Raw genomic sequence first — 16,913 nt, forward strand, 5'->3', positions numbered from 1 at the left:
CGTTCACCCGTCTTCGCGCAGCGGAACGGTGTAGTTCAGCGCCAGCCGTCCCCCGTCCGGGTAGATGGTCTCGCCCGTGAGATAGGACGCGTAGTCACTGGCGAGGAAGACGGCCACCGTCCCGACCTCGTCCGGGTCGCCGAACCGCCCCAGCGGGGTACGCGAAAGAATCGTGCGCCGGGCCTCGTCGTCGGCGATCACGGCGCCCAGAATATCGGTCACGATCGTCCCCGGGCCGATCGCGTTGACGCGGATGTCATGCGGCGCGAGCGCCATCGCCATGACCTTGGTCAGCTGCGCCACACCCCCCTTGGAGGCCGCGTAGGCGAGCTGGTTCGGGATCGTCACCACCGCGTTCGTGGACGACATGTTGATGATCGTCCCCTTCACCCCGCGTGCCACCATGTGGCGGGCCACGAGGCGGGAGACGAGGAAGGTCCCGCGCAGGTTCACGGACAGGACACGGTCGAAGTCCTCGACGGTCGCGTCCAGGATCGACCCCGCCGCGATGATCCCCGCGTTGTTGAGCAGGATGTCGCAGCCGCCGAACCGTTCGGTGCAGGTCTCGAGGAGGGTGGCGCACTCCCCTTCATCGCTCACATCCGCCCGCACGGCGAGAGCATCGGCCCCGGTCTCCTCCGCGATGGCCCGGGCAGTCTCGGCGCAACGCTCCTCCAGGACGTCTCCGAGCACCACCGAGGCGCCGTGTCGGGCGAAGGCGAGTGCGCACGCGGCGCCGATCCCCCTCGCCGCGCCGGTGACGATCGCGGTTTTCCCCTCGAGCGTGATCACGCGGAACCCTCCCATTTGGTCGATGCCTGCCGCGGTGATGATCCCGGGTTGATCGCCGCCGCGAAACCTCCGGAGATCAGAGACGCGGTTCCCATGGTATCGACGAAGGCGGTGTGCGGCATGCGACACCAGGTAGGGGTCCAGTTCCCCGCGAGGGCTGTGACCCATTCGCGACCTGTAGCTCCTAATGGTATGATTGTATGATCTACCACAAATACGGATCATGCCATGAAAGATCGAACTCGGCACCCGACCACCGAGGGCCCGCAAGACCATGTGGCCGAGACCGAGCGCGTCACGATCGACGAGGCCGGCCGACTGGTGCTCCCCTCACGCTTCCGCAAGGCCCTGGACATCCGCGGCCGGCAGCAGCTGATCGTCGGCCTGGAGGGCGACACGATCCGAGTGCGCACGGCAGCCGGGGCGCTCAAGCGCCTGCAGGTCATCGCGAGGCGGAAGCAGGGGTCCGGGAGCGTCGTTGACGCGTTCATCCTGGAACGGCGAGCCGAAGCCGCGCGTGAGTGAACCGGCCGAGAGCGTCCTGGACGCCTCAGCCCTTCTTGCGGCGGTCCTCGAAGAACCGGGCGCGGGGTGGGTCGCCCGTGCCCTTGGGCGTGGCGTGGCCATGTCGGCGGTCAACGTGGCCGAAGTCGCGGCGCGACTCTCGCAGGACGGCTGGACCGCGCGAGCGGTGACGAGCGTCTTCCATGAACTCGGGATCGAGGCCGTTCCCTTCGACCACGATACCGCTCTACTCAGCGGCGCGTACCGCCCGAAGACGCGACACCTTGGGCTCGGCTTGGGCGACCGCGCTTGCCTGGCGACGGCATGCAGGCTCGGCCTGCCGGCGCTCACGGCGGATCGGGACTGGGCCGAACTCTCCATCGAAGGTGTGACGGTCGTCACCATCCGCTAGAAGCCGATGTGTTGATTTTTCAGCAGCTCCATGTTACGGTGTCTTCCAGGGACACAGGCCCGTCGTGAGAGAAGTCGTGAGAGAAGGAGAGAACCGCAGTGAGTCCACTCCCGTCACTGAGCCGGCGTGAGCGCGAAGTCATGGACCTCGTCTATGAACTGGAGAATGCGACCGCCGCGGAGATCCAGGAGAACATGGCCGATCCTCCGACGTACTCGGCCGTCCGTTCCATCCTCCGGAACCTTGTGGAAAAGGGACACCTGGTGAGCGAGCCGGACGGACCGCGCTACCTCTACTCGCCCACGATGCCGGCCCTGCGCGCCCGGCGTTCGGCCATGCGCCACGTCCTGCGGACCTTCTTCGGCGACTCGGTTGAGGGCGCCGTGGCGACGCTGCTCGAGCTCCGGGAGGGCAACCTGACGCCCGAAGAGCACGCCCGCCTTCAGGCCATGATCGAGAAGGCCGCGGAGGAGGGACGATGACCGGGCTCCTCATGGGCACGGCCCCGAGCGTGGCCGGACTGGCGGCACGGGTTACGCTGCTCCTGCTGCTGGCGCTCGCTCTGGCATGGCTCGGACGACGCGGCTCGCCCAGGACGCTCCACTTGTTGTGGACGACGACGTTCGCCCTCGTGCTCGCGCTGCCCCTGCTCGGTCTCTTCGGGCCTTCCTGGAACGTCCCGATCCTCCCGTCAGGCGGTGGCGAGGCGGAACCGGCCTCCATCGCAGCTCCCGCCGGCATGACGCCGCCTCAGACCACCGAGTTACAGGACGCCCAGGCTTCGGTGCACGGGCCTCGGCTCGACACACCCGCCACCGAGCCAGTGAGGTCTGCTCCGAGCCCGATCACCGTCTTCGTCCTCGTCTGGGCGATCGGCTGCGTGCTTGCGCTGGTTTCGCTTGGGGCCAGCGCCGTCCGCCTCCGGGAACTGATCCGGTCGGCGCACCCCCTGCGAGATCCGGAGTGGCTTCGAGAGGCCGACGTAGTCCGGCAGCGAACGGGGATTCGCGGCGAAGTACGGCTCCTGTCGAGCGAAGCCGCGGCCACGCCGATGACCGGGGGGTTCTGGAAGCCGGTGATCCTGCTCCCTCCGTCGGCCACGGACTGGAGCCCCGCTCGGCGCGCTGTGGTGCTGGCCCACGAGCTCATCCATGTGCGTCGGCGCGACGCGCTCCGGCAACTCGCGGGACGGGTCGTGCTCGCCCTCTACTGGTTCCATCCCCTGAGCTGGCTGGCGTCACGCCTCGCGACGCTCGCCAGCGAGAAAGCCTGCGATGAAGAGGTGCTCAGGCTCGGTATGCGCCCCTCCGACTACGCCCGGCATCTTCTCCTGCTGGCGTCCGGCCTTCGCCCCGATCCCAACGTATTGGCGCTGCCCATCGTGAAGTCGTCACAACTTGAGAGCCGAATCATGTCCATACTCGAACGCCAGCGGCCGCGTCCCAGCGTTGTCCGTACGACCATCACCCTGACCGTGATCGGCATCGTGGCGGTGTGTGCCGCGGCCGCCCGCCCGATCCCGATCGATGAGGCCCCGGCGCTCCCCGCTGAACCTGAATCTCCGCCGATCATCGCGCCCGCAGCCGAACCGCGACCGGATCCGGTTGCTTTGCGGCTGGAGACCTCCGCCTCGCAGGCGATCCAGTGCTCCTTCTCCGCCGATTCGATGCGGACGATGGTCATTCGCGGCCAGGGTATCACGCTGACCGGGTGGCGCAACGGAGACCGCACCATCGAGAAGTCGGTTGGGGGCCTGCACCTCTGCATGCGGACGCATGGAGACGTGGTGATGAGCGACGACGGGACCTCGGTTCGAGCCGTGGGTGCCGACAGCTGGATCGTCCTCGAGTCCAGCGACGAGAAGGTCCACCGGCTTGTCGTCACCGAAGATCCCGGCGGCATCGAACACCAGTGGAGCGTCGATGGCGTCAGCCGGACCTTTGACGCCCAGGCACGGCAATGGCGCGACCTGATGTTCACGGTGCTGCGGGGCTACGAGGAGGCATGGGGGATTCGCAGCCGCAGCGAAGAAGCCGCTCTGCGGGGCCAAATCGCCTCTCACAGAGGGCGTGTCGCCAGCTTTCGCGGGCAGAGCGCGTCCCACCGGGGGCACGTTGCCAGCCTGCGCGGCCGGATCGCCTCCAATCGGGGGCACGTCGCCAGCCTGCTGGGCCAGATCGCGTCTCGCAGAGGACGCGTCGCCAGCATGAACGGTCGGATCGCGGGGTACCGGGGCCGGATCAGCGCCTTGCGCTCCGCCATGGCCTTGACAACGAGTACCGAAGCCCGGGAAGCGATCGAGGAAGACATTCGGGAGTGGGACACGCAGATCCGGCAGACCGAAGAAGAGATCGACCGGTACGACCTCGACGGGAAGGTTCGCGAGATCGAAGCGGAGATCGAGGACTATGACCTCCCGGGCAGGGTTGCGACGATCCAGCAGCAGATCGAGGACTACGACCTCGCGGGGAAGGTCGCGGCCATCGAAGCCGAGATCGAGGCGTACGATCTTGAAGGGAAGACGCGCGAAATCGAACGGATGATCGAGGAACTGAACACCGACGCGCGGGCTGACGAGGTCGAGCGCTCGCTCGAGGACGAGATCACGGAGCTGCGCCGCCTGACAAGATGACGGCGGGACGTTCCCGCGGGAACGTCTCTCAGCTTGGGCAGGACGAGATTTCCGGGTGCGCTGTCCAGCTCTCGAAGACTTCGCCGCCCGCCGGCAGTTCGACGGCGGTCGTCGCACCCGGGGCGACGTCCGTGCGCGCGGTGGGCCCGAGTTCCGTCCCGGTGGAGAGGTGGACTTCGACCCGGACCGCGCACAGGGTCTCGCCTGTCGTGTTCTCGACCGTCCCCGCGAACGCCTCGCGCCCCGGATCGTAGGAGAGGACGAGCCGCGCCCCGCGCCGCGCCGCATCCCAGGTTTCGCTCCGACCGACATATTCCCCCGACTCTTCGCCCTCGCCGCCCTCGTCGTGTCCGCCCTCGCCGTGCTCTCCCTCACCTTCCTCGCCGCCCTCGCCGACACCGGCCGCCGAGAGCTTCCGGTGCATCCCGCGCACGTTGAGTTCGCGCCAGTCGTCGTAGCGGTCCCAGTGGCTGTAGTCCTCCATGAGCACCGACTCGGCGGTCTCGTCTTCGCTCAGTCCCGCCTCCACCGCGTCGCGCACGGCCGCGTCCAGGTCCCGGTAGTAGGCGAGCTGCCGCTCGATCGTGGCCCGATCTCCGGATGGCCCGTGGCCGAACACGATCTGCTCGAACGGGATCTCGAGCAGGCCCTCGATCGCCCCGAACATGTCGGGGAAATAGAAGGATCCGAGGTCCATGTACCCGAAGCGGTCACGCGACACGAAGTCCACCGCGAAGGCGAGGCCGTGCGCGGGGAGGAACGCGACCGCCATGTCGTCGCTGTGGCTTCGTCCGAGGTAGTGAAGCTCGATCTCGCCGCCCGCCAGCGTCATCGTCTCGGCGAAGGTCGAGGTGGGCGGGGGAAGGTCGGGGTCGCCCGCCTCCCGCAGAGGCGCGTCCGCGTTCTCGTGCGCGAAGATGGGGGTGTCCGTCCCGAAGGCTTCACGCAGCACCTCGGCGCCGGTCGCGTGATCCGCATCCCGGTGGCTGTAGACGATCGCCGCCAGCTCCGCGTCCGGCGCGACCCGGCGGATCTCCTCCGCGTAGGTGGCGGCCGCCTCCACGGAAATCGGATCGAAGGCGAAGACTCCCTCCGAGGTTACCGCGAACAGGGCGTTGTGTCCGATCCAGCGGAACTGGTACACCCCCTCCGCGACCTCCGTCGTCTCGAACTGCGCCGGCGCGTCAGTCCCCGCGCTCTCGTCGGATGGAGGCTCTCCCTCGCCACAGCCCACCCACAGGGCCCCGGCGATGAGAAGGGTCGCGGTTGAACCGGATGAACGCTTGCGTGCCATATCAACTATCTCCATAGTAGATGGTGTCGGGTACGTCCTTTCTGGACAGCCCGCCGCGCCGACGACCTCACACGGAATAACCTAAGCGAGCGGAGGGGCTACCGGGATGAGCCGGAGATCACGATCACGTGGCGTCGGCAGAACTCGGCTACCCGCAATCTTCGCGGGAGCCCTGGGAGCTGTCGGCCTGGAGGCTCAGGAGGTTGTCGATCTACCGGCGGAGGATCTTCCCCTCTCAGCGGATTTCGAGTTGGTGTACCGCATCGGGTCCGCCGCGGCGGAATCCGCATGGGAGCAGTTCTCCTCCATCCGGAACGTAGGCTTCGATGAGATGGGCAACCTCTACCTGATGGACGGTGCGGGGATGGGGGCCGCCTCGCGCATCGTTGTAGTCGACCCTTCGGGCCAATACCTGAACCACTTCGGTCGCTCCGGCGACGGTCCGGGCGAGTTCCGCGCCGCGATACAACTCGTGGTGTGGGCCGATGGGCGCACCCTCGTCGAGGACATGATGCGTCAGGCGTATCACGTCTTCGACCCCGGCGGCGAGTTCGAGCGCATGGTGAGAGAAGCGGGCGCGGGCGGGGGCTTCGGCATCTCCAGTCGTCCCGGCCTCCGACCGGAGCGGACGGGCCGCCAGACGGTGATCGGGCGGGACGGTCGCTCGATCGTCCGCGTCGACATGTCGTCGGACGAAGTGACGGAGCGCACGCTGGTGGAGCCCTGGACGCCGCCGGAGCGAGAGGACCAAGGCCCGAGAGCCGGGGAGATCGAGGACATGATCGATGAGGTGTGGGGATTCGAACCCGAGGTTCTGTTCGACGTGCTGCCGTCGGGCGAGGTCGCGTTCTCGGACTCCTCGACCTACGCGATCAAGCTCACCAATCCCACGGGCGCCATCGAGCACATCCTGCGGCGACCCATACGGCCGCTGGCGGTGACGGAGGAGATGAGGCACGCGGCACGCGAGCGCCGCCTCGAGGCGCAGCGGAACCGGCAGTTCACTTCGATCACGGGGGGGGAGCCGCCCCCGCAAGTCCAGACGCTAGTCAGCAGGCTGAGAACGGCTCAGACGGCGGCGGTCGAGAACATGCAGTTCTTCACCGAAGTGCCGGTGATCGCGGCCGTGCGCTCCACCTGGGATGGAGCCCTCTGGGTCGAGCGGAGCACGGAGCCGGGCAGAGAAGAACCGGGCCCGATCGACGTGCTCACTCCGGACGGACGCTACGTGGGCACGCTCACCCCGGGCGCCGCAGCCCTGCCGGACATGCCGGACGCCTTCGGTCCCGACGGTCTCGTCGCCTTCATCGACACAGACGAGTTCGACGTTCCGGTCGTCACCGTGAGGCGAATCCCGGCCGAGATCCGCTAAGCACAGCTACCTCTTTGCAACCGTGCCCGGAGATCCTGTGTCCCAGCGGTGGGTGTCCAGGATCCGGGGTCGTACGTCAGGCAAAGGGGACTGCCGTGATGAGCCGAAGAGCACAACCAGACGGCATATGCGGAACGCTACTGCTCGGAGGGTTCGTGATCGCGCTCGGAGCCGTCGGGCTGCAGGCGCAGGAGGTGGTCGATCTGCCGGCCGAAGATCTCCCCCTCTCGGTCGACTTCGAGCCGGTGTACCGCATCGGCTCGGCCCTGGGCGAATCGGAATGGGAGGAGTTCACCGCCATCGGGCACATCGGCTTCGACGGCGTGGGCAACCTCTACCTGCTGGATGCCCCGGGGCCTGAGGCCGGGACGCGCGTCGTCATCGTGGACCCTGCGGGTCAACACGTGAAGGACTTCGGTCGCCACGGCGACGGGCCGGGAGAGTTCCGGTGGCCGCGCCGCATGGTCGTTTGGGCGGACGGGGGCACGCTCATCGAGGACGTCATGCACATGGGATGCCACGTCTTCGGGCCGGAAGGCGACTTCGACCGCATGGTGCGGGGCGCGGCGGGCCGCGACATGCGACCGGAACGCGGCGGCGCGAGGACGGTCGTGGGCGCGTCGTGGCGTCGTGCGGACCATAACGGGCGCTCCATCGTTCGCTTCGACCTGTCGTCGGACGAGGTCAGCGAGCGGACTCTCGTAGAGGCCTGGGTGCCCCGGCCCGGGGACGAGGGCCGCGGCGCCCCCGAAAGCCTCGAGGATTTCGTCGATGAGGTGTGGGGCTTCGAACCGGCGCTTCTGTTCGACGTACTGCCGTCGGGCGGGATCGCGTTCTCGGACTCCTCGGCGTACGCCATCAAACTGGCCGATCGATCGGGCGTGATATCGCGCGTCCTGCGGCGGCCCATGTCGCCGCTGCCCGCTACGGAGGCGATCAGACAAGCGGAGCGCGACCGTCGGCTCGCGGAGACCGGGAACCGGACGAGCGCCACGGTGGGGGGAGGGGAGAGAACTCCCGAGATGGCGGAGTTGTCGAGGGCCCTGGCCGCCGCGCGGGTGACGGCGGTCGAGAACATGCGGTTCTTTCCCGAAGTGCCGGTGATCACGGCCCTGCGAGCGACCTGGGGCGGCGCGCTGTGGGTCCAGCGGAGCCCGGAGCCGGGCTCGGGCGAGCCGGGCCCCATCGACGTGATCGCGCCGGACGGGCGCTACGTGGGCACGCTGGCGCTGGGAACGCCGGAGCTGCCCCACATGCCGGACGCATTCGGCCCGGACGGCCTCGTCGCGTTCGTGGACACCGACGAGTTCGACGTCCCGGTCATCACCGTGAGGCGAATCCCCGCCGAGATCCGCTGATCTCGGTTGACAACGACGCGGCCGGCGAGCATCGTCTCGAAGTCCGAATAAATACCGAATATCAACCGAATGATCACCGGAGCATCCATGTCATACGCCGAACGCCTGGCCTCAGACCTCTCCATGTCCATGAAGCTGTTCAAGAAGACCCTCGAGACGTTCGAGGAGGAAGACTCCGGCTTCGGGCCGCGCACGGATGTCTTCACCGTGGCCGGCCATGTCGCGCACGCCGCCGGTACGGTCGACTGGTTCGTCGACGGCGCGTTCGGGGACGGCTGGAACATGGATTTCGAGGGGCACCTCGCGGAGGCGAGGGCCGTCACTTCGCTGGCGGAAGCGATCGCCTGGGTCGACCGGGCCTACGGCCGAGCCATCGAGGTCATCGGGTCTTCATCGGACGAAGAATTGGACACGCCAATCGACGACCCGCAGATCATGCAGGGCCAGCCGCGTGGCGCGATCGTCAACGGAATCACGGATCACACGGCCCACCACCGGGGCGCGCTGACGGTCTACGCGCGGCTGCTCGGCAAAGAGCCGGTCATGCCGTACGCGTAGCGAGGATCTCCGCCGGCGATTCGCCGGAGGAAGCCGGCGCGACTTCGCGTACGAATAGCTGCGCGGCGCACTCGCGCCGCAGGGCGAGCAGGGTGCCCTCGACGGAGACGATCGGATCTCCCGAGGGAGAATTGCGGACGCGACGGAGGCGGCAGCCTGGAAGGATACCGCGCTCGAGCAGGGGTTCGACTTCGTCGTCCGGCGCCTCGATCCGTTCCAGTTCGACAGTCTGGCGCAGCGGCACGTCCATGAGCGACCTGACGGACTCCTGCCCGGGCCCTGTGACCGGGCCGGCCTGGAAAGAAGCGACCGTCGCGACTTCGCCGTTCACTCGTCCGTCCTTCGCGCTGGTTTGACCGCCGACGCGCAACATACTAGCGTCCGTTCCAGTTGAGAACCAGTCTCAACTATCAATAATCATTATCGGTTGTGCCCGTCATGTCTCCAGTCGCGAGCCCAGCGCGCGCGGATCGAGGACCCGCGACGGACGTCCCTGCTTCGGGGCCGCCCGTCGTCGCCCTCATCGGTCCGCCCAACTCGGGCAAGACGACGCTGTTCAACCGCCTCACCGGGCTGCGGCAGAAGGTCGCGAACTATCCCGGGGTCACGGTCGAAAAACACGTCGGTCGCGCGCGCTTCGCCTCGGGTCTGGACTTGGACATCGTCGACCTGCCCGGGGTCAGCGGCTTCTCGGCCCGATCCCCGGACGAGCGGATCACGCGCGATGTGCTCGAAGGCCGCATCGAGGGTCTGCGCGCGCCGGAAGCCGTGGTTCTTATCGTCGACGCCGTCCGGCTCGAGACGCACCTCATGCTCGTCGAGCCCGTCCTCGAGCGGTCGGTCCCGACGCTGCTCGTGCTCAACATGGCGGACGAACTCGAAGGGGGCGGGGGGCGCCTGGACGACGAGACGCTCGCCTCGGAGTTCGGGGTGGAGGTCGTGCGGACGGACGCGCGCACCGGGCGGGGTGTCGACGCGGTTGCGGACTTTCTGGACCGGGTGGCCGTCCGCGCCGTGGCCCGCGAGACCGACGCGCCGCCCGTACAGGAGCCTCGCCAGCGTACGGGTCTGCCGCTACTCGACGCGCTCGCACGACGGCGGGCCGTGGTCCAGGATGCGCTCGCCGCCGCACAGTACCGTTCGGCCGGCCTCCCGAAGCTGACGGAGCGGCTGGACGCGATCTTCCTGCACCGGATCGCGGGCCCCGTGGTGTTCCTCGTCCTCGCCGCGCTCGTATTCCAGGCCATCTTCACCTGGGCGACGCCGATCATGGACGGGGTCGAACTCGCCATCGCCTCCTCCGGCGAATGGGTCGCGGCGCGCCTCCCGGCGGGCTGGTTCCGCAGTCTCCTGATCGACGGCGTGTGGGCGGGGGTGGGCTCCGTCCTCGTCTTTCTCCCGCAGATCCTCATCCTCTTCCTCTTCCTGGGGATCCTGGAGGACTCCGGCTACATGGCCCGCGCGGCGGTGATCGCCGACCGGATGATGCTGAGGGTCGGTCTGCAGGGGCGGGCGTTCCTGCCGCTGCTCTCGGCCTACGCGTGCGCGGTTCCGGCGATTCTTTCCGCGCGCACAGTCGACGACGAGCGCGACCGGCTCGCCACCATGTTCATCGCCCCGTTCATGACCTGCTCGGCCCGGCTCCCGGTGTACGCGCTCCTCATCGCCGCGTTCATCCCCGAACGCCCGCTCCTGGGGCCGTTCGTGGGCACCCGTGCGGCGACGATGCTCGGCCTCTACGCACTGGGCCTCGCCGCCGCGGTGGGGACGGCATTCCTGCTCAGGCGCACCGTGCTGCGCGGGAAGCCGGCCGGGTTCGTGCTGGAACTGCCGCCGTACCGGATCCCCGCCGTGCGCACGCTCGCGCTGCGGCTCGTCGACCGCAGCAAGATCTTCCTGCGCAGGGTCGGCAAGATCATCCTCGCGGTGACCGTCGTCCTCTGGGTCCTCGCCCAGTTCCCGCGCATCGACGGAAGCCCGCCGCCCGTCGAGGAGAGCGCGCTCGGACAGATGGGGCAGGTGATCGAGCCCGCGATCGAACCGCTCGGGTTCGACTGGAGGATCGGCGTGGGTCTCGTCTCGTCGCTCGCCGCGCGCGAGGTGATCGTCGGAACGCTCGGCACGATCTACGGGATCGAGGACACGGACGAGACATCTCTCGAACTGCGGGCGGCACTGCAGCGAGATCTGGACTTCGGGGGGGCCGTCGCCCTGCTCGTCTTCTTCGTGTTCGCCCTTCAATGCATGTCCACGGTCGCGATGATGCGGAGGGAGACGGCGGGATGGAAGTGGCCGATCACCCAGTTCACGTACATGCTTGCGCTCGCGTACGTCGGAGCGCTGGCCGCGAACCAGTTACTCTGAGGCGGCGGCCGGGTCGCGGAAGAACCTCGGGTAGAGCAGGGCGTTGGCGAGCGCCACCACGGGGAACACGATGAGCGCGTCGATCATGCTCCAGAAGTAACGTCCTGCGGGTTTCGCCATCATTCGGCGGGCGAGACTATCCATCGGAAGATGACGGAACAACGGACACAAGAGGAACTCTCGATGCACACCCGGACAGCGACCGACCTCACGCGGCGATCCTCCTCCATCGTCCATGCGCTCGCGGCGTTCGCGTGCAGTGCCGTCGTCGCCTGCGCCGTGGAGCCGGCGGCGGAAACCCGGGAGGCTGCGGAAGCGGAGTCTCCGTACCACATCCTCGTGACCAATGACGATGGGATCGAATCGCCCGGCATCCAGGAACTCGCGGCGGAACTCGGGAAGGTCGGCGAGGTGACGGTGGTGGCCCCGTGTGGCGAACGCAGCGGGAGCAGCATGTCGATCCTGCTGGGCCAGGGGATCCGGCTCCGCGATTTCCCGGAAGGGGGAGAGTTGGCGGGCCAGTGCGTCGACGCGACCCCGGCCGGGGCCGTTCTCTTCGCCATCGAGGCGCTCGCGCCCGAGTCCGGTTTCGACGTGGTCGTGAGCGGGATCAATCGCGGGGCGAACGTCGGGGATGTGTCGCACATGTCCGGTACCGTCGGGGCCGCGATGATGGGGGCGTACCACGGGGTGCCGTCGGTGGCGGCCTCGCTTGGCGATGGGTCGGCCGGATTCGAGTACGCCGCCCGCGTCGTGGCCCGCTTCGTCGACGGACTCCGGCACCGGCAGCCCGAACCGGGCGTCGTGTACTCGATCAATCTTCCCCGCGGGACGGAGGCCGACACCCGCGGCGTCACCGCACGCCCGATGGGAGGGAGCTACATCCGGGTCGAGTACGAGGAGATCGAAGGGACCGAGGGCGCGCGCGTCTTCCGCCCCCGATTCGCGGCTCCCGATCCGTACCCCGCCGGGAGCGATTCCGAGGCGTACGACGGCGGCTTCATCACGATCACTCCGCTCCGCTTCGACTGGACGGATCGCCCGAGCCTCGAAGAGCTGGAGGGCTGGGATCTCGAGGGCCTGGCCCGGGACGGAGGATGACGAGGGACTAGGGGGCCGGGCCGTTCACCAACCCAGGACGTAGCCGAAGACGAGGGGCGCGACGATCGTCGCGTCGGATTCGATCACGAACTTCGGCGTGTCCACGTCGAGCTTGCCCCAGGTGATCTTCTCGTTGGGGACGGCACCGGAATACGAGCCGTAGCTCGTGGTGGAGTCGCTGATCTGGCAGAAGTACGCCCAGTAGGGGCAGCGGCGGCGCAGGTCCTGCCGAATCATCGGGACGACGCAGATGGGGAAGTCGCCGGCGATCCCGCCCCCGATCTGAAACAGTCCGACGGGCCTGGCGTCCGGATCCGCGCCGGGGGCCACGTCCGGACCCGCGTCGATTTCGGGGAGATCCGCCAGCGCACGCCCGGTACTCGCGAGGGCGTACCATTCCGCCAGTTCGACCATGTATTCGGTGCCCCCGTGCACGGGTCCCGGACGGCTCAGGCCGCCGCGGACTTGTTCGGCCGCGAACACGTTGCCCAGCGTGGAGTCTTCCCAGCCCGGCACGAACAGAGGGAGGTCGGCCGCCGCCGCCGCCACGAGCCAGGAATCGGCGGGATCGATCTGGTAGCTGTGGGCCAGGGTGCGGTCACGGATCAGCTGATAGAGGTATTCGTGGGGGAGGCGCCGCTCGCCCGCGGCCTCTGCGGCCCGCCACAGCTCCCGCAAAGGAGCTTCGACCGCCCGGACCGCCTCGGCCTCGGGGATGCACGTGTCGGTGACCCGGTTGAGGCCCCGCCGCTCCAGAGCCTTTTCCTGCTCGGCCGTCAGAGCCCGCCAGTCCGGGATCCGACGGTAGTGCTCGTGCGCGACGAGGTTGAACAGATCCTCCTCGAGGTTCGCCCCGGTGGCGCAGATCGCGTGGACCTTCCCGGCCCGAATCATCTCCGCGAGGGAGAGACCGAGTTCCGCCGTGCTCATGGCGCCGGCCAGTGTGAGCAGCATCCGGCCGCCGCCGTCGATGAGATCGCGGTAGCCGCCTGCCGCTTCCCGCAGGGCCGCGGCGTTGAAGTGACGGTAGTGACGGTCGATGAAGTCGCCGAGCGTCACGGTCTCCGCACCGTGGTCGGGGTCCGCGGTGAGGTCGGCTTCGTCGGCGCGCTCAGACCCGCACCGACGCCCGGAAGGTCGGCGGCCGCCGGTGGTTCGTCGCCTGCTCGAAGGCGTACGCGAGCCGGATCAGCGTCGCCTCGCTCCAGGCCCGGCCGCACAGCGACATCCCGACCGGGAGCCCCGAGATGAAGCCCATGGGGACCGACATGTTGGGATAGGCCGCCATGGCCGGGGGCGTGGAGCACCCCCCGCCACCCCCGCCCGAAGCGTCGAGCGGATCCTGCAGGGCGGGGATTCCCGCCGTGATGCCGACGAGTGCGTCGAGCCGGTGCTCGTTCATGGCCCGGTCGATCCCCTCGTCGCGCGAGAGCCTGTGGCTCGCGGCCAGCGCGTCGAGGTACTTCTGGTCGGTCAGCGGACCCCGCTCCTGCGACCGCACATGGAGTTCCTGCCCGTAGAGGGCGAGTTCGAGATCGTGGTTCGCCTCGTTGTACTCGATGAGTTCCGCGAGCGACTTGATCGGCGCCCCGGGGCCCAGCGAGGCGAGATAGGCGTTCAGGTCCGCCTTGAACTCGTGGTACAGCACCTCCATCTCGTACTCGTTCCCGAACCGCAGCTCCTCGGGCAGCGTCACCGGGTCGACGACGGTCGCGCCTTCGGCCCGCATCACGTCCAGCGCCTCCTCGAACAGGGCGTCGACGCGGCTGTCGAAGCCGGCGTACTCGCGCAGGACGCCGACGCGGGCGCCGCTGAGGCCGCCCGGGTCCAGTGCGCCGGTGTAGTCGGTCAGGAAGTTGCCCGCGCTCGCGGCGGTCAGCGGGTCGCGGGGGTCGACGCCGACCATGGTGCCGAGCATGATCGCGGCGTCACGCACGGTGCGGGCCATGGGGCCGGTGCTGTCCTGGCTGTGGGCGATGGGGATGACCCCGCCCCGGCTGTGGAGGCCGATCGTGGGCTTGATGCCGACGAGGCAGTTGCGCGACGAAGGGCCGACGATCGAGCCGTCGGTCTCGGAGCCGATCGCCGCGACCGCGAGGTTGGCCGACGCGCCCGCTCCGGATCCGGAACTCGATCCGCCCGGCGTGCGGTCGAGCGCGTACGGGTTGCTGCAGAAGCCGCCCCGGCCTCCGTCCCACCCGCGCCCGCTCCAGCCCGACGCCCCGAACTCGAACGACTTCCAGCCGGCCCACTCGCTCATGTTCGCCTTGCCGAGCAGCAGCGCCCCCGCCCCGCGCAGCCCCGCGGCCACGAACGAATCCTGCGGCGCGATCGAGCCGCGCAGCGCCGTCGACCCGGCGGTCGTCGTCATCCCGTCCGCCGTATCGATGTTGTCCTTGAGAAGAATCGGGATGCCGTGCAGCGGCCCCCGGGGGCCCGAGGCCTGGAACTCGCGGTCGAGTGCATCGGCGATCTCGAGCGCGTCCGGGTTCACCTCCAGCACCGCGAACAGCCGCGGACCCTGCCGGTTCAGCGCCTCGATCCGGTCGAGGTACATCTCCGTGATCGAGCGGCAGGTGTGCTCGCCCGACCGCATCCCCTCGTGGATCTCGTCGAGCGTGATCTCGTCGAGCGCGAAGTCGGGCACCTCGCCCGAGTAGCTCGCGTCCCCGGCGCCGCCATCGCCCGAACGCGAGTCGTCTCGCGGAGTCGCACAGCCACCGAGGGAGAGGAGAGCCCCGGCCGCCACGCCGGTTCCCAGAAAAGTGCGTCGATCCATGTCGGCCATAGGTCGTCTCGTGCGGTCTGTCGTCTCGTGCGGTCTGAGGGTTTCGGCCGGGGCCACGGGAGCCCGGCCCGTGCTCGCTCAAACATCATGGAAGCGGCTTCACCCGGCGGTCAATGAGTTCGCCCGCTCCCGGCTCCCCATTGACGCCCGGCTGCGCGGGGTTCCACCGTCCAACGGGAGTCGTTCCCTCCGGAGGTAGACGACATGAAACGAACCGTCCGCGTCGGGGTCCTGTGCCTGGGGTTTTCCGGCCTCGCGGCGACCGACGCAGCGGGCCAGACGCCGCCCGACTTCTCGTCCGTTCGGAGCGAGATCCAGCGGGCCCTCGTCGACTACGACGCCCCCTCGATGTCGGTCGCGGTGGCGACGGCTGGCGAGATCGTGTGGGAGGAAGGCTTCGGATGGGCCGACCGCGAGCGACGGATTCCGGCCACCGAGCACACGGTGTACTCCCTCGCCTCGATCTCGAAGCCGATCACGGCGACGGGTCTCATGGTCCTCGTCGAACGCGGCCTGATCGACCTCGCCGCCCCCGCGAACGACTATCTGGGCCCGGCGAAGATCAAGGGCCGCGCCTTCGACGCCGCCGCGGCAACGGTGCGGCGCGTGGCCGGGCACACCGCCGGTCTCCCGCTCCACTATCAGTTCTTCTACGAGGACGAGCCGTACCGCCGGCCTCACATGGATGAGACGATCCGCCGCTACGCCAACCTCGTCACGGCGCCGGGGGAACGGTGGAACTACTCGAACCTCGGCTACGGGATCCTCGACTACATCATCTCCCGAACGTCCGGACAGTCGTACCCCGACTTCATGCGCGATGAGGTGTTCCAGCCGCTCGGCCTCACCCGGACCTCGATCGACATCGGCCCCGGGCTCGAGGACTATGCGGCGAGACGCTACGCGACCGACCAGAGTCCGATCGCGTTCTACGACTTCGACCACCCCGGCGGGTCCGCCGTGTTCAGCAGCGCCCACGACCTCGTCCGCTTCGGCATGTTCCACCTGGGACATGACCTGAAGGTTCAACGCAGGATCATCTCCGACGCGTCGATCGAACGCATGCGCCAGCCGAGCGGGAGCAGCGGTCCCGCCTCGCAATACGGGATCGGCTGGTCGCTGCGTGAACTGCCCGGCGGAATCCGGCTCACGAGGCACGGCGGCGGGATGGGCGGCGTCCGGACGGAGCTCGCGATCGCGCCCGACGAAAACGTCGCCATCGTCGTGCTCATGAACGCCGCCTCTCCGCTCACCGGCTATGTCGCGGAGCTGATCTGGCACACGCTGTACCCGGACCGCGTGCCGAAGCCGACGCCTCCCGAGCGGGACGGCGCCCCGGACGATCCGGCGGACGGCGCCGCTCCCCTGATCGAGTTCACGCCCATCCCCGAACTGACCTGGGTGGGAGAGGTCCACACGCACCTCGGCCCGAGCCGCCTGGCACTCGCGATCGACGACGGTGGGCGCGTCCACGTGCAGCTGGGCGACCAACTCTGGACACTGCTCAACAATGCGCGCTTCGAAGACGGATACCTGCGGGGCGGCTTCAAGGGCGACATCGGCACCGACGACGCGAACCGGACCGACTATGCGCTGTCGGTCGAACTCAAGCTGAGGGGCGACGTCCTGAATGGTTCGGTGACGGCCATCACGCTGCCGAACGTGCGTCTGGGCAACGCCCTCACCCATTGGGCGGAAGTGCGGCGGCGCCGCTGAGACCGCAACGGGTCCGGCCCCC

At 68.6% G+C, this 16,913-nt stretch carries 16 protein-coding genes; 10 read left to right on the forward strand and 6 right to left on the reverse strand.

Features of this window, described 5'->3' with window-relative positions:
• Nucleotides 1–3: 3 nt before the first annotated feature.
• Nucleotides 4–792 carry an SDR family NAD(P)-dependent oxidoreductase gene (locus ACN9M6_RS13350; RefSeq protein WP_419163383.1) on the reverse strand — a complete coding sequence of 263 codons (789 nt, stop codon included), beginning with the start codon at nt 790–792 and terminating at the stop codon, nt 4–6.
• A 228-nt stretch (nt 793–1,020) separates the two neighbouring features.
• Here ACN9M6_RS13350 and ACN9M6_RS13355 point away from each other — a divergent pair, with 228 nt between their 5' ends.
• The 4 genes from ACN9M6_RS13355 to ACN9M6_RS13370 all read left to right on the forward strand — a co-directional run bounded on the left by ACN9M6_RS13355 (nt 1,021) and on the right by ACN9M6_RS13370 (nt 4,340).
• Nucleotides 1,021–1,317 (forward strand): AbrB/MazE/SpoVT family DNA-binding domain-containing protein, encoded by a 297-nt coding sequence (locus ACN9M6_RS13355; RefSeq protein WP_419163384.1) that lies wholly within the window; start codon nt 1,021–1,023, stop codon nt 1,315–1,317.
• Nucleotides 1,310–1,708, forward strand: coding sequence for a type II toxin-antitoxin system VapC family toxin (locus ACN9M6_RS13360; protein WP_419163385.1), 399 nt, complete (start codon nt 1,310–1,312; stop codon nt 1,706–1,708). The genes ACN9M6_RS13355 and ACN9M6_RS13360 overlap by 8 nt, the downstream gene beginning before the upstream one ends.
• A 98-nt stretch (nt 1,709–1,806) precedes the next feature.
• Nucleotides 1,807–2,190 (forward strand): BlaI/MecI/CopY family transcriptional regulator, encoded by a 384-nt coding sequence (locus ACN9M6_RS13365; protein ID WP_419163386.1) that lies wholly within the window; start codon nt 1,807–1,809, stop codon nt 2,188–2,190.
• Nucleotides 2,187–4,340 carry a M56 family metallopeptidase gene (locus ACN9M6_RS13370; protein ID WP_419163387.1) on the forward strand — a complete coding sequence of 718 codons (2,154 nt, stop codon included), beginning with the start codon at nt 2,187–2,189 and terminating at the stop codon, nt 4,338–4,340. Before ACN9M6_RS13365 ends, ACN9M6_RS13370 begins: the two co-directional genes overlap by 4 nt.
• 28 nt (nt 4,341–4,368) lie before the next feature.
• On the opposite strand, the gene ACN9M6_RS13375 is transcribed toward ACN9M6_RS13370, so the two are convergent.
• Complete coding sequence (locus tag ACN9M6_RS13375; protein WP_419163388.1) at nt 4,369–5,634, reverse strand: MBL fold metallo-hydrolase; 1,266 nt, start codon at nt 5,632–5,634, stop codon at nt 4,369–4,371.
• A 106-nt stretch (nt 5,635–5,740) separates the two neighbouring features.
• On the opposite strand from ACN9M6_RS13375, the gene ACN9M6_RS13380 reads away from it, so the two are divergent.
• The 3 genes from ACN9M6_RS13380 (at nt 5,741) to ACN9M6_RS13390 (ending at nt 8,922) form a co-directional block, all read left to right on the forward strand.
• The gene (locus ACN9M6_RS13380; protein WP_419163389.1) at nt 5,741–7,006 is read left to right on the forward strand and encodes a hypothetical protein; all 1,266 of its coding nucleotides are present in this window, start codon (nt 5,741–5,743) and stop codon (nt 7,004–7,006) included.
• Nucleotides 7,007–7,161: 155 nt separating this feature from the next.
• Entirely contained in the window at nt 7,162–8,364 is a 1,203-nt protein-coding gene (locus ACN9M6_RS13385; protein ID WP_419163390.1) for a hypothetical protein, read from the forward strand.
• An 87-nt stretch (nt 8,365–8,451) separates the two neighbouring features.
• A complete protein-coding gene (locus ACN9M6_RS13390) occupies nt 8,452–8,922 on the forward strand; it encodes a DinB family protein (RefSeq protein WP_419163391.1) in 471 nt (156 codons plus the stop codon).
• On the opposite strand, the gene ACN9M6_RS13395 is transcribed toward ACN9M6_RS13390, so the two are convergent.
• Nucleotides 8,906–9,253, reverse strand: a complete 348-nt coding sequence (locus tag ACN9M6_RS13395; protein WP_419163392.1) for a FeoA family protein — start codon at nt 9,251–9,253, stop codon at nt 8,906–8,908. The genes ACN9M6_RS13390 and ACN9M6_RS13395 overlap by 17 nt on opposite strands.
• Before the next feature lie 107 nt (nt 9,254–9,360).
• Between ACN9M6_RS13395 and feoB the strand changes: the two genes are divergently transcribed.
• Complete coding sequence (gene feoB, locus ACN9M6_RS13400; protein WP_419163393.1) at nt 9,361–11,286, forward strand: ferrous iron transporter B; 1,926 nt, start codon at nt 9,361–9,363, stop codon at nt 11,284–11,286.
• Here feoB and ACN9M6_RS13405 read toward each other — a convergent pair.
• Nucleotides 11,278–11,409 carry a hypothetical protein gene (locus ACN9M6_RS13405; protein WP_419163394.1) on the reverse strand — a complete coding sequence of 44 codons (132 nt, stop codon included), beginning with the start codon at nt 11,407–11,409 and terminating at the stop codon, nt 11,278–11,280. The genes feoB and ACN9M6_RS13405 overlap by 9 nt on opposite strands.
• A gap of 60 nt (nt 11,410–11,469) precedes the next feature.
• Between ACN9M6_RS13405 and surE the strand changes: the two genes are divergently transcribed.
• Nucleotides 11,470–12,387, forward strand: coding sequence for a 5'/3'-nucleotidase SurE (surE, locus tag ACN9M6_RS13410; RefSeq protein ID WP_419163395.1), 918 nt, complete (start codon nt 11,470–11,472; stop codon nt 12,385–12,387).
• A gap of 24 nt (nt 12,388–12,411) precedes the next feature.
• Here the strand turns inward: surE and ACN9M6_RS13415 are convergent, their stop codons facing one another.
• Nucleotides 12,412–13,446, reverse strand: coding sequence for a deoxyhypusine synthase family protein (locus tag ACN9M6_RS13415; protein WP_419163396.1), 1,035 nt, complete (start codon nt 13,444–13,446; stop codon nt 12,412–12,414).
• 52 nt (nt 13,447–13,498) lie between these two features.
• The gene (locus ACN9M6_RS13420) at nt 13,499–15,175 is read right to left on the reverse strand and encodes an amidase (protein WP_419163397.1); all 1,677 of its coding nucleotides are present in this window, start codon (nt 15,173–15,175) and stop codon (nt 13,499–13,501) included.
• Between the two features lie 204 nt (nt 15,176–15,379).
• Between ACN9M6_RS13420 and ACN9M6_RS13425 the strand changes: the two genes are divergently transcribed.
• Nucleotides 15,380–16,891, forward strand: a complete 1,512-nt coding sequence (locus tag ACN9M6_RS13425) for a serine hydrolase domain-containing protein (protein ID WP_419163398.1) — start codon at nt 15,380–15,382, stop codon at nt 16,889–16,891.
• The last annotated feature ends 22 nt before the right edge of the window (nt 16,892–16,913 follow it).

This window comes from Candidatus Palauibacter sp. (genome assembly GCF_965197445.1).
Lineage (GTDB): Bacteria > Gemmatimonadota > Gemmatimonadetes > Palauibacterales > Palauibacteraceae > Palauibacter.